At 71.1% G+C, this 14,356-nt stretch carries 11 protein-coding genes and 3 pseudogenes; 11 read left to right on the top strand and 3 right to left on the bottom strand.

The window, feature by feature from the left end; translation table 11 throughout:
• Positions 1-12 precede the first annotated feature (12 nt).
• Positions 13-861 (bottom strand): helix-turn-helix transcriptional regulator, encoded by an 849-nt coding sequence (locus JF597_RS34035; RefSeq protein ID WP_294004216.1) that lies wholly within the window; start codon positions 859-861, stop codon positions 13-15.
• An 86-nt stretch (positions 862-947) separates the two neighbouring features.
• Here JF597_RS34035 and JF597_RS34030 point away from each other — a divergent pair, with 86 nt between their 5' ends.
• Both JF597_RS34030 and JF597_RS34025 read left to right on the top strand, forming a co-directional pair.
• Positions 948-1,643 (top strand): SDR family NAD(P)-dependent oxidoreductase, encoded by a 696-nt coding sequence (locus JF597_RS34030; protein ID WP_294004213.1) that lies wholly within the window; start codon positions 948-950, stop codon positions 1,641-1,643.
• 330 nt (positions 1,644-1,973) lie between these two features.
• Positions 1,974-2,105 carry a hypothetical protein gene (locus JF597_RS34025; RefSeq protein WP_294004210.1) on the top strand — a complete coding sequence of 44 codons (132 nt, stop codon included), beginning with the start codon at positions 1,974-1,976 and terminating at the stop codon, positions 2,103-2,105.
• 113 nt (positions 2,106-2,218) lie between these two features.
• On the opposite strand, the gene JF597_RS34020 is transcribed toward JF597_RS34025, so the two are convergent.
• Entirely contained in the window at positions 2,219-3,775 is a 1,557-nt protein-coding gene (locus tag JF597_RS34020; RefSeq protein ID WP_294004207.1) for a metallophosphoesterase family protein, read from the bottom strand.
• Between the two features lie 133 nt (positions 3,776-3,908).
• On the opposite strand from JF597_RS34020, the gene JF597_RS34015 reads away from it, so the two are divergent.
• From JF597_RS34015 to JF597_RS34005, 3 genes are all read left to right on the top strand, one after another.
• Positions 3,909-4,985 carry a 3-isopropylmalate dehydrogenase gene (locus JF597_RS34015; protein WP_294004205.1) on the top strand — a complete coding sequence of 359 codons (1,077 nt, stop codon included), beginning with the start codon at positions 3,909-3,911 and terminating at the stop codon, positions 4,983-4,985.
• Positions 4,986-5,223: 238 nt separating this feature from the next.
• The gene (locus JF597_RS34010) at positions 5,224-6,312 is read left to right on the top strand and encodes a branched-chain amino acid aminotransferase (RefSeq protein ID WP_294004202.1); all 1,089 of its coding nucleotides are present in this window, start codon (positions 5,224-5,226) and stop codon (positions 6,310-6,312) included.
• Positions 6,313-6,861: 549 nt separating this feature from the next.
• On the top strand, positions 6,862-7,170 hold the full coding sequence (locus JF597_RS34005) for a hypothetical protein (protein ID WP_294004199.1): 309 nt from the start codon (positions 6,862-6,864) through the stop codon (positions 7,168-7,170).
• 205 nt (positions 7,171-7,375) lie between these two features.
• Here JF597_RS34005 and JF597_RS34000 read toward each other — a convergent pair.
• Positions 7,376-7,748: pseudogene (locus tag JF597_RS34000) on the bottom strand (cytosine permease); the annotation flags it as partial.
• A 154-nt stretch (positions 7,749-7,902) separates the two neighbouring features.
• On the opposite strand from JF597_RS34000, the gene ureA reads away from it, so the two are divergent.
• The 6 genes and pseudogenes from ureA to JF597_RS33970 all read left to right on the top strand — a co-directional run.
• Positions 7,903-8,604, top strand: a complete 702-nt coding sequence (ureA, locus tag JF597_RS33995; protein WP_294004196.1) for an urease subunit gamma — start codon at positions 7,903-7,905, stop codon at positions 8,602-8,604.
• Positions 8,601-10,313, top strand: coding sequence for an urease subunit alpha (locus tag JF597_RS33990; protein ID WP_294004193.1), 1,713 nt, complete (start codon positions 8,601-8,603; stop codon positions 10,311-10,313). The genes ureA and JF597_RS33990 overlap by 4 nt, the downstream gene beginning before the upstream one ends.
• A 25-nt stretch (positions 10,314-10,338) precedes the next feature.
• A complete protein-coding gene (locus JF597_RS33985) occupies positions 10,339-11,373 on the top strand; it encodes an agmatine/peptidylarginine deiminase (protein WP_294004190.1) in 1,035 nt (344 codons plus the stop codon).
• A gap of 14 nt (positions 11,374-11,387) precedes the next feature.
• Positions 11,388-11,987, top strand: coding sequence for a TetR/AcrR family transcriptional regulator (locus JF597_RS33980; RefSeq protein ID WP_294004187.1), 600 nt, complete (start codon positions 11,388-11,390; stop codon positions 11,985-11,987).
• A gap of 593 nt (positions 11,988-12,580) precedes the next feature.
• A pseudogene (locus JF597_RS33975) lies at positions 12,581-12,769 on the top strand (transposase); the annotation flags it as partial.
• A gap of 774 nt (positions 12,770-13,543) precedes the next feature.
• Positions 13,544-14,356: pseudogene (locus JF597_RS33970) on the top strand (hypothetical protein); the annotation flags it as partial.

The raw sequence follows: 14,356 nt of genomic DNA, 5'->3' as shown, positions 1-14,356 counted from the left end.
TGCCCGGCCCGGCTACAGCAGCGCGCGCAGCCGGGCCGCACCCTCGGTGCCAGGCGCCGCCGAGAGGATCACGATCTTCAGCTCCGAGTCGCCGTCCGTCAGGACGTCGCAGTCCACCTCCACCGGACCCACCCCCGGATGCTCGACCGTCTTGCGGTCCGTGCGGTGGGCGGCGACCGTCCCGCGCGCCCAGAGCCGGGCGAACTGCTCGTTGCCCTCGGCCAGTTCGCGCACCAGCCCGGCCAGGCGGGCGTCGTGCGGGAAGCGGCCGGTGGCCCGGCGCAGGTCGGCCACGATCGCGAGGTCGGAGCCGTCGGCGTTCGTCACCCGTACCGGCCAGGACGAGAGCCGGGCCTCCCCGGCGCCGACCGGGAACCGCTCGCGGGCGAGGTTGCGCAGCTCGTGCGGGGTGGCCGCCGGGTCGCCGAGCAGCGCGGCCCAGCCGGGGTTCCACCACAGCAGCTGCCAGTGCGCGGTGAACACGCCGACCGCCACACCGCCGAGCCGGTCCAGCACGCGGAGCACGCCCGGCGGGAGGTGATCGGGGACCGGGCCGGCGTCCGGCGGGACCAGCCCGGCCATCCGGTAGAGGTGCTCGCGCTCGGCGGCCGTCAGCCGCAGGGCGCGGCACAGGGCGGCGACCACCTGCCCGGACGGCGCCGTGGCCCGGCCCTGCTCCAGCCGTACGACGTAGTCGACCGACACCCCGGCCAGCTCGGCCAGTTCCTCGCGGCGCAGCCCGGTCGCCCGGCGGGCGCGGCCGGTCGCGGCCACTCCCACGGCCGCCGGCGACAGCCGCTCCCGCCAGGCCCGGATCGTCGGGCCCAGCCCGGCCGCCTCTTTCCTCGCCATGCCCTCCATCCTGCCTTCTCCGCGATCCTGGTACCGCCGTTCCTACGGTCGAAGCATCTCTGGCAGCGGTCCCGCGCCGGGCCGACGATCGATCCATGACCATCACCTTCATCACCGGGGCCAACAAGGGCCTCGGCCGCGAGACCGCCCGCCGCCTCGTCGGACTCGGCCACACCGTGCTTCTCGGCGCCCGCGGTCCGGAGCAGGGCGCGGCGGCCGCCGAGGCGCTCGGCGCGCGGTTCGTCCGGATCGACGTCACCGACGACGCGTCGGTGGCCGCCGCGGCCGCCGACGTCGCCGCCCACGAGGGCCGGATCGACGTACTGGTCAACAACGCCGGCATCTCCGGCCCGCACGGCGACCCGGCGGAGCTGACGGGTGCGGACGCCCTCGGCGTCTTCGACGTCAACGTCTTCGGTGTCATCCGCACCACCACCGCCTTCCTCCCGCTCCTGCGCCGCTCGTCGGACCCGGTCGTCGTCAACGTCAGCAGCGGGATGGGATCGTTCGCGCTCACGCACGATCCGGCACGTGTCGAGTCCTCCGTCGTCTCGCCCCTCTACACCGCCTCGAAGTCGGCCCTCACCATGCTCACCACCCAGTACGCCAAGGCACTCAAGGACATCCGCGTCAACGCCGTCGACCCCGGCTACACGGCGACCGACCTCAACGCCCACAGCGGCCCGCAGACCGTCACCGAGGGCACCGACGCGATCGTCCGCCTCGCCACCGAGCCGTCCGACGCGGGGACGGGCCGCTTCGTCGACCGCCACGGCACCGTCGCCTGGTAGTCCGGTACGCCACGGGGGCGATGTCCCTCCCGTCTCCCCGCGGCAACCCGTTCACCCCTTTGGAACCACCTGTCCCACGCGTCAAAGGCCCAGTTCACAGCCGTGCGGCCCGCCTCGTCGTCTCAGATAGTAGGAAGTCCGAGTAATTGTGCAGACAGAAGCGGGCCGCTCCCTTACTTTTGTAGGAGCCGAACGTCTCGCTCGATCAAGCGAATGGCGGTCGTGAGCCGGGCCCCGTGCAGGCAACCCCTGCGGCACCGCTCCCCGCCCCTTCCGGCGTCTCGTATCCCCCCTTGCCGTACTCCACGTATGTCGAAGGAGTCGATTCCCATGGCCGAGACGACCGTCCGCCGCCGAGTCCGCCACGTGTCCCGCACGAGCGACTCGGACCGCAAGAACGCCGCCGCCGCTCTGCAGCGCGCCCTCGACCGCCGCGACAACGGCGGCGAGACCGGCCACTGAGCCGTTGACGAGCCGTTGACGCACCGTCGGTATCACGTGTAACAACCCCTCGACGGGAGCCGCACCCCGCACGGGTACGGCGCGGCCGGGACGGCCGCGCCGTACTCCGGGGATCAGGCGCCCCGGCGTACCTCGAAGCGGTCGATCCGCGCACCGCTCTGCGCGAGCGCCGACACCTTCAGCCGCGGGGCCGTGCCCGCCTCCGCCTCGACCCTGAGGAAGGAGAAGCCGGTGTACCGCACCCGCGACCACTCCACCGCCTCCGCGACGTTGTGCTGCCCCTTGGCCCAGTGGAAGCTGTGCACCGCGTCGTGCCGGGTGACGTGCCCCTCGTAGCTGTCCCCGACCCCCGAGGGGAACCCGTACAGGCCCCGCCCGCCGCCGCCCGCCGTGACGTAGACGATGCCGTCCCGCGTCGGGTCGGTCGAGCCGCCGACCGGGACCGCGCGGCCGACCCCGCCGCCCCTGACCGCGTCGGTGCGCTCGTAGACGTGGTTGTGCCCGTTGATCACCAGATCCACCTGGTACCTGGCGAACAGCGGCAGCCAGGCCGCCCGGATCCCGCCGTCGGAGGCGTGCGAGGACGTGGAGTACGCGCAGTGGTGGAAGAAGACGACGACGAAGTCCACGCCGCGCGCCGCCCGCAGCTCCTGCAGCTTCCTCTCCAGCCACTTCGTCTGCCGGCCGCCGCTGTAGCCGAGGTTGGCGGGGATCTCGTACGACACGTCGTTCGCGTCCAGGGCCACGAAGCCGACGTTGCCGTAGGTGAACGCGTACACGCCCGGTGAGCCGTGCGGGTCGAAGCCGTTGTCCGGGAGGGCGAAGCGGGCGTACTGGCCGCCGTAGCCGTCGGGGGAGTACCAGGCCTCCATGTCGTGGTTGCCGGTCGTCACCATCCACGGCACGGAACGCGCCACCGGGTCGTTCTGCTGCAGGAACCGGTCCCACTCCCGGGCGTCGTAGCCGTCCGAGGTCTTCCCGGCGCCGTTGCCGTCCGCGTAGCAGATGTCGCCCGCGTGCAGGTGGAAGGCGGGGTTCTGCTTCAGCAGCGCGTTGTCGCTCGCCTTCCCGGCCTGGCCGACGCCCTGGTCACCGAAGGCCGTGAACACGAACCGCTCCGGGCTCGCGGGCGCGGTCCGGAACGGGGTGATGGCGGCGCGGTGGCCGGGGGCGGCCGGGTCCCAGCCGTCGTGGCCGACGCCGTAGTAGTACGTGGTGCCGGGCGTGAGGCCGGTCAGGGCCGCGTGCACGTAGTACTGCTCGACCACCGGGCGCACCCCCTGCACCCCGGGCGTGTGCAGGTGCCGGATCTCCGCGGCCACGCGGGTGCCCAGCTGGTCCGGGCGCGTCCCGATCCGCACGAACGGCTTCCGCACCGCGGACGGCACCTGCCAGGAGATCCGCATCTGCGTCCGCGGGTCGGCGCCGAAGGCGAGGTGGCGGCCGAACGGCACGACCGCGGAACCGCGGACCGCGGAGGTCGCCGGAGCCGGGTGCGCCGACTTCGCCGACGTCTTCGCGCAGCCCGCCACCAGCGCGCCGCCCGCCAGCGTGCCCACCGTCACCAGGGTGCGGCGGCTCACCAGCCGGGCGCGCAGGTACTCGTACTGCTCGGCCATACTCATCCGGGCGGCGAGCCGCGGCGGGATGCCGAAGTCGGGGATGTCCATGGCCGGGACGCTTCCCAGCGCAGGCCAACACCAGCCACACATACGGGTGAACGCCGGTCGACGGAACGACACCCCCTGTCCGTATGCCGGACGTTGCATGTCATCCCATGGGACGAGGAGTAGGGTGCCCGGCATGTCTCGCAGCATCGATCTCGCAGTGATCCCCGGTGACGGCATCGGGCAGGAAGTCGTGGCCGAAGGCCTCAAGGTCCTCTCCGCCGTCCTCCCCGAGGACGTGAAGCTGGAGACCAAGGAGTACGACTTCGGCGCCAAGCGTTACCACGCCACCGGTGAGACCCTCACCGACGCCGACCTCGCCGCGCTGAAGCAGCACGACGCCATCCTGCTGGGCGCCATCGGCGACCCGAGCGTGCCCTCGGGCGTCCTGGAGCGCGGCTTCCTGCTGAAGCTCCGTTTCGCCTTCGACCACCACGTCAACCTGCGTCCGTCGAAGCTGCTCCCGGGTGTCGCCACCCCGCTGGCCGGCGAGCCGCAGATCGACTTCGTCGTGGTCCGCGAGGGCACCGAGGGTCCGTACACCGGCAACGGCGGCACCATCCGCAAGGGCACCGAGCACGAGGTCGCCACCGAGGTGTCCGTCAACACGGCCTTCGGCGTCGAGCGTGTCGTCCGGGACGCCTTCGCCCGCGCCCAGGCCCGCCCGCGCAAGAAGCTCACGCTGGTCCACAAGAACAACGTGCTGACCTTCGCCGGGCACCTGTGGACGAACATCTTCAACAAGGTGGCCGCGGAGTTCCCCGAGGTCACCACGGACTACATCCACGTCGACGCGGCGACGATCTACCTCGTCACCGACCCCGGCCGCTTCGACGTCATCGTCACCGACAACCTCTTCGGCGACATCATCACCGACCTCGCCGCGGCCGTCTCCGGCGGCATCGGCGTCGCGGCGAGCGGGAACATCAACCCCGGTGGTGAGTTCCCGTCCATGTTCGAGCCGGTCCACGGTTCCGCGCCCGACATCGCCGGCCAGGGCAAGGCCGACCCCACCGCCACGGTCCTGTCCGTCGCCCTGCTGCTGCGCCACCTCGGCTACGATGCCGAGGCCGCCCGCGTCGAGGAAGCGGTCACCGCCGACCTCACCGAGCTCCCCCGTAGCCTTAAGGGCACGGGCGGTACCCCCACGGGCAAGCCCGCCCGCTCCACCTCGGAGATCGGCGACGCGCTCGCCGTACGAGTAGCCGGCTGACCCCCGGGCTTCTTCGCAGATCTTCGAAGCCGCCGGGTCGCACAAGCGCTCGGCGGCTTCCCCATGCCTGCCGCCGGGTGCCACCATCAAACCCGGGTCCGCATTCACCCCGATTCCTTCCACCCCGGCCCCCGCGAGATAATCGAACGCGGAGCCGCGCCGTGAGGGAATGCTCGGACGTCCTAGGACAAGGGTGTGAGCGCGGCCCATCACTACAACCGGTGAAGGACACCTACTCATGACGACGCCCACGATCGAGCTCAAGCCGTCCGCACACCCGCTGCCCGCCGCGGAGCGCGAGGCGATCCTGACCAGCCCCGGATTCGGCCGCCACTTCACCGACCACATGGTGACGATCAAGTGGACCGAGGGCCGCGGCTGGCACGACGGCCAGCTCGTCCCGTACGCGCCGATCCCCCTCGACCCGGCCACCAACGTCCTGCACTACGCCCAGGAGATCTTCGAGGGCCTGAAGGCCTACCGCCGCCCCGACGGCTCGGTGGCCACCTTCCGCCCCGACCAGAACGCCAAGCGCTTCCAGCGTTCCGCCCGCCGGCTCGCCATGCCCGAGCTGCCGGTGGAGACCTTCATCGAGGCCTGCGACCTGCTCGTCCAGCAGGACAAGGCATGGGTCCCGGCGCACGGCGGCGAGGAATCCCTCTACCTGCGCCCCTTCATGATCGCCACCGAGGTCGGTCTGGGCGTCAAGCCGGCCAACGAGTACCTCTTCCTGGTCATCGCCTCCCCGGCGGGTGCCTACTTCCCCGGCGGCGTGAAGCCGGTCTCCATCTGGGCCTCCGAGGACCGCGTCCGCGCCGTCCCCGGCGGCATGGGCGACGCCAAGACCGGCGGCAACTACGCGGCCTCCCTGCTCGCCCAGGCCGAAGCCGCCGCCCAGGGCTGCGACCAGGTCTGCTACCTCGACGCGGTCGAGCACAAGTGGGTCGAGGAGCTCGGCGGCATGAACCTGTACTTCGTGTACGGGAACAAGATCGTCACCCCGACCCTCACCGGCTCCATCCTCGAAGGCGTCACCCGCGACTCCCTCCTCACCGTCGCCCGCGACCTCGGCTACGAGTCCGAGGAAGCCCGGGTCTCCATCGACCAGTGGCAGCGCGACTCCGAGAACGGCACCCTCACCGAGGTCTTCGCCTGCGGCACCGCCGCCGTGATCACCCCCGTCGGCACGGTCAAGCGCGCGAACGCCGAGTGGCAGCAGTCGGGCGGCGAGCCCGGCGAGGTCACGCTCCGGCTCCGCGAGGCCCTCCTCGACATCCAGCGCGGCAAGGCCGAGGACAAGCACGGCTGGATGCACCAGCTCGGCTGATCGATCTTCGGTTGTCGGCCCAGGTGTCGCTCGACGGGGTGAACGGGTCCGCTTGTCAGGGTGCCGCACCTGCATGGAACGTATGATCGGTGGTGGCGGGTCCCTTCGATTCACGGTGGCCGCTCCGTCCGGAGCGAGGATCCGGGACCGGCTGAAGGATCTGACGGCGACGGACGTGCAGGTCCTGACACTGGTCGGCGAGCTCCTGGGCCACCATCAGCGAGCGGATCTGGCCGCACGAGTCCGGACGGGGAATGTCCCGGCGCATCAGACTGGCCGGGCGGGGCGGAAGAAGCGGTTGATGGCCCTTTCCTCGTCGCGGTGGGCGGGGGCTGTGACCCGGGCGTCGGAGGACCAGCACCGGCTTTCCCTGCGTTGCCCGGCGGAGGAGCGGGCGGGGCTGGTCCGCCGGATCCGCAAGATCGGGCAGCGCCTGCCAGTGGCGTGGCGTGCGGGCGGAAGCGCGAGCGGGCACGCGGTTACGCCGACGGGGCCGAGCGCTGGCAGAAGCAGCGGCACCTGAGCAAGCTTGAGGGCCGCCTTGCTGTGGTGGAGCAGCAGATCGAGCAGGGGCGCCCATCGAGGACGGTGGGTGCGCGCCGACTGGCCGGGACCCGTCACCACCTCGCGGCGGCCGGTATGGCCAAAGCCGACTGGCGGAAACGGTGGACTGCTGCCCGGATGTTCCTGACCGCCGAGAGGGAGTCCGGTGCTTCGCACGGCAACTACACCATCACCGTGGATCCCGAGGGCGGCTCGGTCACGCTGGTGCTGCCGGCTGGCATGCACGCTCACCTTCAACCACGGCCGTGCGCAGTGGTTGGACCGGGTGAGTGCTCATCGGGCCGTGCGCTGTGACCTCGTCTATGACCCGACCTGCGACCGCTGGTACCTGGACGCCTCCTGGTCCACCAGCACCGCGGTCACTCCCTCACCGGAGGGGAATCCCGGCTTCCGGTGCAAGACTGCTTGCTGTCGGCCTCAACGCCGACCACCTCGGCGCCATTGTCCTCGACCCGCACGGCAACCCCCTCCGTGAGCCCCACTGGGGGCCCGGGGCGCGAGCGAAGAGCATCAGGCCCGCGTCGCCGACCGAGCCCGCGGAGGCGGAGAGCAGGAACGGGACCGGGTACCAGGCAGGGGAGGCCGAGACCAGCGGGCCCGCCTAGTCCGCCGCCCTCGCCGCGTACGCGGTGAACGTGCCGAAGAGCTGCGGCACCGGCAGGCCCAGGATCAGGCCTAGCCAGGTCCCGGTCGCGTGCAGGACCCGGCGGGAGGTGCGGCGGGCCGGGGGGCAGGTAGCGGATGTCGTCGCCGAGGAGGGTGATGGAGGCGACCGGACCGGGCAGGCCCGCCGCCAGGCACCAGATCGGCCAGAAGCCGCCCGGTTCCGGCAGCGCGGATGTCGTGAAGTGCGGGGCGTAGGCGAAGACCCCGAATGGTCCCCTTTGGGTGCTGCCTGGACGTTAGAGCGACGTTCAATGCGGTTGAGCCTCTAGGTGGACTGCAGTGGTTCTCTTCTTGTAGTCGGTCATTTAGAGTGTTGTTCTAAATCGAGCGAGGTAGGACGAAGCCAAGGAGGTGGCGGGCGTGCGCCTGACCCCCACGGAACGTGACCGGCTGCTGCTCTTCGGAGCCGCCGAGCTGGCGCGGGCCCGCCGCGCGCGGGGCCTCAGGCTCAACGTGCCGGAGGCCACCGCGCTGATCGCGGACACCGTCTGCGAGGCCGCCCGGGACGGCCGGCGGCTCGCCGAGGCGATCGAGGCGGCCCGCTCCGTCCTGGGGTCGGCCGACGTGCTGCCCGGTGTCGCCGGCATCGTCACCGAGGTGCACGTCGAGGCCGTCTTCGACGACGGGTCGAGGCTCGCGGTCGTCACCGACCCGATCGGGGGCGGGGGACTGGGGGAGGAGGGTCCGGGCGCGCTGTTGCCGGGACCCGAGCACGCCGATCCGGAGGCGGTCGTCCGGCTGACCGTCACCAACACCGCCGCCGTCCCCGTCTCCGTCACCTCGCACTTCCACTTCTTCGAGGCCAACCCTCGCCTCGACTTCGACCGCGCCGCCGCCTACGGGCTGCGGCTCGCCGTGCCGGCCGGGTCGTCCGTGCGGTTCGGGCCGGGTGAGTCGCTGGAGGTCGGTCTCGTGCCGATCGGCGGCTCCCGGGTCGCCATCGGCTTCGCCGGGCTCGTCGACGGGCCGCTGGACGCGCCCGGCGCCCGCGAGGAGGCGCTGCGCCGCGCCGCCGCCTGCGGGTACCTGGGTGTACGAGAGGCAGAGGGGGCCGGGCGATGAGCCGTCCCGGAGGGCATCCCGCCGAGGCGCGCCGCCTCACCCCGCACGAGTACGCGGCCACCCACGGCCCCCGCGCCGGCGACCGCGTCCGCCTCGGGGACTCGGGACTCGTGATCCGCGTCGAGGACGACTCCCAGCGCTACGGGGACGAGTTCCTGGCCGGTTTCGGCAAGACGGCCAGGGACGGGCTGCACCTGAAGGCCGCCGCCGTGCGGGAGACCTGTGACGTCGTGATCAGCAACGTCGTCGTCATCGACGCCGTGCTGGGCATCCGGAAGGTCTCCATCGGCATCCGCGAGGGGCGGATCTGCTCGATCGGGCGGGCCGGGAACCCCGACACCCTCGACGGGGTGGACGTCGTCGTCGGCACCGGCACCTCGATCGTGTCCGGCGAGGGGCTCATCGCCACCGCAGGGGCCGTCGACACACACGTCCACCTGTTGTCGCCGCGCATCATGGAGGCCTCGCTGGCCTCCGGTGTGACCACGATCATCGGGCAGGAGTTCGGGCCGGTGTGGGGCGTCGGCGTCAACTCGCCCTGGGCGCTGAAGCACGCGTTCGGCGCCTTCGACGCCTGGCCGGTCAACATCGGCTTCCTCGGGCGTGGCTCGTCCTCGCACCCGGCCCCGCTAATCGAGGCCCTCGCCGAGGGCGGCGCCTGCGGCTTCAAGGTGCACGAGGACATGGGCGCCCACACCCGGGCCCTGGACACGGCGCTGCGGGTCGCCGAAGAACACGACGTCCAGGTCGCCCTGCACAGCGACGGGCTGAACGAGTGCCTCTCGGTCGAGGACACCCTCCGGGTCCTTGAGGGCCGCACCATCCACGCCTTCCACATCGAGGGCTGCGGCGGCGGGCACGTGCCCAACGTCCTGAAGATGGCCGGCGTCCCCAACGTCATCGGCTCCTCCACCAACCCCACCCTGCCCTTCGGCCGGGACGCGGTCGCCGAGCACTACGGGATGATCGTCTCCGTCCACGACCTCAAGACCGACCTGCCAGGCGACGCCGCCATGGCCCGCGACCGCATCCGGGCCGGGACCATGGGCGCCGAGGACGTGCTGCACGACCTGGGCGCGATCGGCATCACCTCGTCCGACGCGCAGGGCATGGGCCGGGCCGGGGAGACCGTCCGCCGCACCTTCGCCATGGCCGGCAAGATGAAGGCCGAGCTCGGCGCCCCGGACGACGGCCACGACAACGAGCGCGTGCTCCGGTACCTGGCCAAGCTGACCATCAACCCGGCCATCGCACACGGGCTCTCGCACGAGGTCGGCTCGATCGAGGTCGGCAAGCTCGCCGACATCGTGCTGTGGGCGCCGGAGTACTTCGGGGCCAAGCCGCAGCTGGTGCTGAAGGCCGGCTTCCCGGCGTTCGGCGTCACCGGCGACCCGAACGCGGCCACCGACACCTGCGAACCCCTCGTGCTGGGCCCCCAGTTCGGGGCGCACGGCGCCACCCCCGCCGACCTCTCCGTCGCGTTCGTGGCCCAGGCGGCCCTCGACCAGGGCCACGACACCATGCCCACCCGGCGCCGCCGGGTCGCCGTCCGCGGCACCCGCGGCATCGGCCCGGCCGACCTGCGGCGCAACTCCCGTACCGGAGCGGTCGACGTCGACCAGCGCACCGGCCTGGTCACCCTCGACGGCGAACCGCTGCGCTCGGAGCCGGCCGACTCCGTCTCCCTCAACCGCCTGTACTTCCTCTGAACGTCACAGCCTGTAAGGATCACTCATGTCTGCTGCCGCCGACGGCTTCCGGATGCCCGCCGAGTGGACCCCGCACGAGCGCACCTGGATGGCGTGGCCGGGCCCCAACCCCACCTTTGACGACGCCGACGACCTCATCGCCGCCCGGACGGCCTGGGCGTCGGTGGCCCGCGCCGTCCTGCGCTTCGAACCGGTGACCGTGGTGTGCGGCCCCGGCCAGTCGGCGGCGGCACAGACGCTGCTCGGCCCCGGCGTCGACACCGTCGAGCGGGACCTCGACGACGCCTGGATGCGGGACATCGGCCCCACCTTCCTCACCGACGGACGTGAACTGGCCGCCGTGGACTGGACGTTCAACGGGTGGGGCGCCCAGCACTGGGCCCGCTGGGAGCACGACGCGAAGATCGCCGCGTATGTCGCGGACCTCGCGGGCGCCCGGACGTACGCCTCGCAGCTGGTCAACGAGGGCGGTGCGATCCACGTCGACGGCGAGGGGACCGTCCTGCTGACCGAGACCGTGCAGCTGGGCCGCGAGCGCAACCCGGGCTGGACGAAGGCGGAGGTCGAGGCCGAGATCCACGGGATGCTCGGCACCCGCAAGGCGATATGGCTGCCCCGCGGCCTCACCGGCGACTATCCCCCGTACGGCTTCGGCACCCTCGGGCATGTCGACATCGTCGCCGCCTTCGCCCGCCCGGGAGTCGTGGTCGCGCACTCCCAGCCCGACCCCGCGCACCCCGACCACGAGGTGAGCCGGGAGGTGATCGGCCTGCTGCGGTCCCAGACCGACGCCCGCGGCCGGAGGCTGGAGGTCGTCGAGGTGCCGGCCCCGACCGTCCTGGAGGCCGACGGCCACTGGGCCGACTACTCCTACATCAACCACTACCTCTGCAACGGCGGGGTCGTCCTGTGCGGCTTCGACGACCCGCGCGACGAGATCGCCGCCGGGATCTTCGGCCGCCTCTTCCCCGACCGGACCGTCACGCTGGTGGACGCCCGTACGATCTTCGCGGGTGGTGGCGGTATTCATTGCATCACCCAGCAGCAGCCGAGGATCTAGGAGCGGAGCGGAACATGGCCGGTGCGCGCAGGAACGCCCCGCCCCGCGAGGACGTGCTCGCCGCCGCCATGACGATGATCGCCGGACGGGGTCTGGAGAAGCTCACCATGGCCGCGCTCGGCCGTGAGGTCGGCATGAGCAGCGGTCATCTCCTCTACTACTTCCGCTCCAAGGACGAACTCCTGCTCCAGACCCTGGAGTGGAGCGAGGGCCGGCTCGGCGCCGAGCGCGGCCGGGTGCTGACCCGGCGCGGCACCGCCCGCGAACGCCTCGACGCCTACGTCGACCTGTACGTCCCCGACGGGCACCGGGACCCGCACTGGACGCTCTGGCTGGAGGTCTGGAACCGCTCGCAGAACGCCGACGAGGCGGCCCGCGACCGGCAGGCCGCCATCGAGGGCGCCTGGCACCGCGACCTGGTGGCGCTGGTCGCCGAGGGCATCTCGCGCGGCGAGTTCCGCCCCGTCGACCCCGACCGGTGCGCCGCCCGGCTGCGCGCCCTGCTCGACGGGTTCTCCATCCACGTGGCGATCGGCCTGCGCGGAACGGACCGGGCACAGGTTCTCGGCCACGTGCGGGACTTCCTGGCGGCGGAGCTCCTCGCGGACGCGTGACCTTGCAATCTGGTTGTACATAGTCCGATATTCACTAGGGGGCCTGTGCTGGCCGTCGTGGTCTGGCTGACCGCGCCGCCGTCCGGCGGGCGAGTCGTGAGGCCGGCGGGACACAACTGGCCACGACGCCGCTGAGCGCGAGCCTGAGTGCCGACGGCCGTTGCGTGGTGCACGGAGTCACGGGGTCCCCGGACGGCTGCCCGCTGGCCGCGTCCACCACTCTGTTCGTGAAGAGCCTGCACACGGGTCGGCAGCCATAGGTGCCCGGCACCAAGTGTCTCGCGGGGAACCCGGTGCTCGGCGCCGACGGCCGCACGGCCCCCGGCGACCGGACGGTTTGTCGCCTTCCTTCGCGACCGCGTCAAGCACACCACCCAGCGGATCGACTCGCCAAGCCCTCGCGATCACCTCCAGCTCTGAACGCGTCCCTTGCGTCCGTCTTGGCCTCGCCCGGTGTAGAGGTCGGAGTTCCGCCGTATCGTCAAGGCAAGTAAGTAGACGACCTGGCAGCATGTCCCTCGAGACAGCCAGCGGCAGGGCACCAATCGAAGCCGGATGATCGACCACACGAGCACGGTTCCGTGCGGGACCTGGAGAAGCACGATGCGGTCGGCTGGGGCAGTGGCAACCCCCCCAACGGGGGCCGGGCCAACACGGCGTTGACCGACGTCGGACCAATCGAGGTCAAGGTTTCGCGTGACGCCCCGGGGACGTTCGAGTCAGAGATCGTCAAGAAACGGCAGCGGAGACTGGCCGGCGTCGACGAGATGGTTCTGCCGCTGACCGTCTACGAATAGCCAACAACAACCACGATCAGCCGTTTATTTGACACAGCCTCCACTCCCATGACAACTCGGTCAGCAACGGACCGAGACTTCCGTGACCGGCGGAATCCGAACACGAGGTTCGGAAAAGAGAATGATCTCTGATGTTTGATTTAGCGGATTCATTCATATTGTGGCTGTTTGGGGTTTGTGCTGGGTTTCGGCTGGGTGGCGGTGTTGGTTTGGTGGGCCCCAGCCGTGGGGGCTGGTGAAGGTGTCTGGTTTAGGGGTTGTGGGGTGGGGTGGGGGTATGGAGGGGTACGGGGTGGGGTCTTGTTGTGCCCGGTGTGGGGGTGGGGGGGGGTTGGTGGGGGTGTGGTTTTTATGTTGGGGGGTGGAGAGCTGGCGCGGCTGAGTGATGGGAGTGGGCGTGGTGTGTCGTGAGTAGGTTGGTGTGGGGGGGTGGTTGGTGTGCGTGATCTTGTGGTGCCGGAGGGTTTTGCGTGGGTTGCTGAGCGGGTGTTGGGTGGGAGTTGGAGTCCGGCGAGTGAGTCGCGGTTGTTTGCGTTGGGTGGGGTGCATGTGCGGTCGGGGGAGCGGTTGGGTGGGGTGGGGGGTGTGGTGGGGGGTGTGCGTGGGCGGGTGCGGGGGAGTGTGGTGGGGGTGGCGGGGGAGGTGATGGATGGGTTTTTGGGTGGGTTGGAGCGGAGTGTTCCTGGGTTGGGTGCGTCGTGTGTGGGGTTGGGGGAGTTGTTGCGTGAGGTGGCGGTGGGGGTTCAGTTTGGTAAGCGGATGATGGTGGGGATGGTGGGGGTGGTGGCGGTGGAGGTGGCGCAGGTGTTGTTGGTGGCGCCGGAGTTGGTTGAGGCTTTTTTGGTGGCGGGTGAGGCGTTGGTGCGGAGGTTTCGGTTGGTGTTGTCGTCGCGGATGGTGGGGGTGGGTGCGGGTCGTGCGGGGGAGGTGGCGTTGGGGGTGGAGGGGGTGGTGGGGGTGTTGCGGCGGTTGGTGGGTTCGGTGGTGGTGGATGCGGTGGAGTTGGGGGTGGTGGGTGGGGGGTTGAATGTGGGGTTGGATTTGCTGGTTCAGTTGTCGCAGGTGGTGGAGGGGCCGCGGAGGGGTGTGGATGGGGGGATGCTGGTTTCGGAGTTGTGGTCGGGTGTGGTGAGTGGTGTGGTGGCGGGTGGGGTGAGGGGGGTTGGGGTGGGGGTGTTGGGTGGTGGGCGTGGTGTGCGGGGTGAGGTGGAGGGTGTGGGTGGTGTGCGGGGTGAGGTGGAGGGTGTGGGTGTGGGGGAGGGTGTGGCTGGTGGTGTGGAGGGTGTGGGGGGTGTGGGGTCGGGGGTGTCTCCGGTGTGGGGGGGTGTGGGGTGGGGGGTGTCGGGTGTGGTGGAGGCGAAGGTGTCTGAGGATGTGTCGGGGAGGCCGGAGGGGGAGAGTGAGGCGGGGTTTTTGCTGGGGGCTGGGTTTGCGGGGGTGGTGGGTGGTGTGGAGGGGGGTGCGGCGCGGGAGTGGGCGCGGTCGGAGGTGGGGAGGGCGAGGGTGGGTTTGGGGTCGTTGCGGGGTGGTGTGGCGGGTGTGGAGGCTGTGGTCGCGGCTGCGGATGCGGTT

This window comes from Streptomyces sp., from assembly GCF_019510245.1.
Taxonomy (GTDB): Bacteria; Actinomycetota; Actinomycetes; order Streptomycetales; family Streptomycetaceae; genus Streptomyces.
Note: the sequence above shows the minus strand (reverse complement) of the source record. Positions and strands in the feature narration are given on the sequence as shown.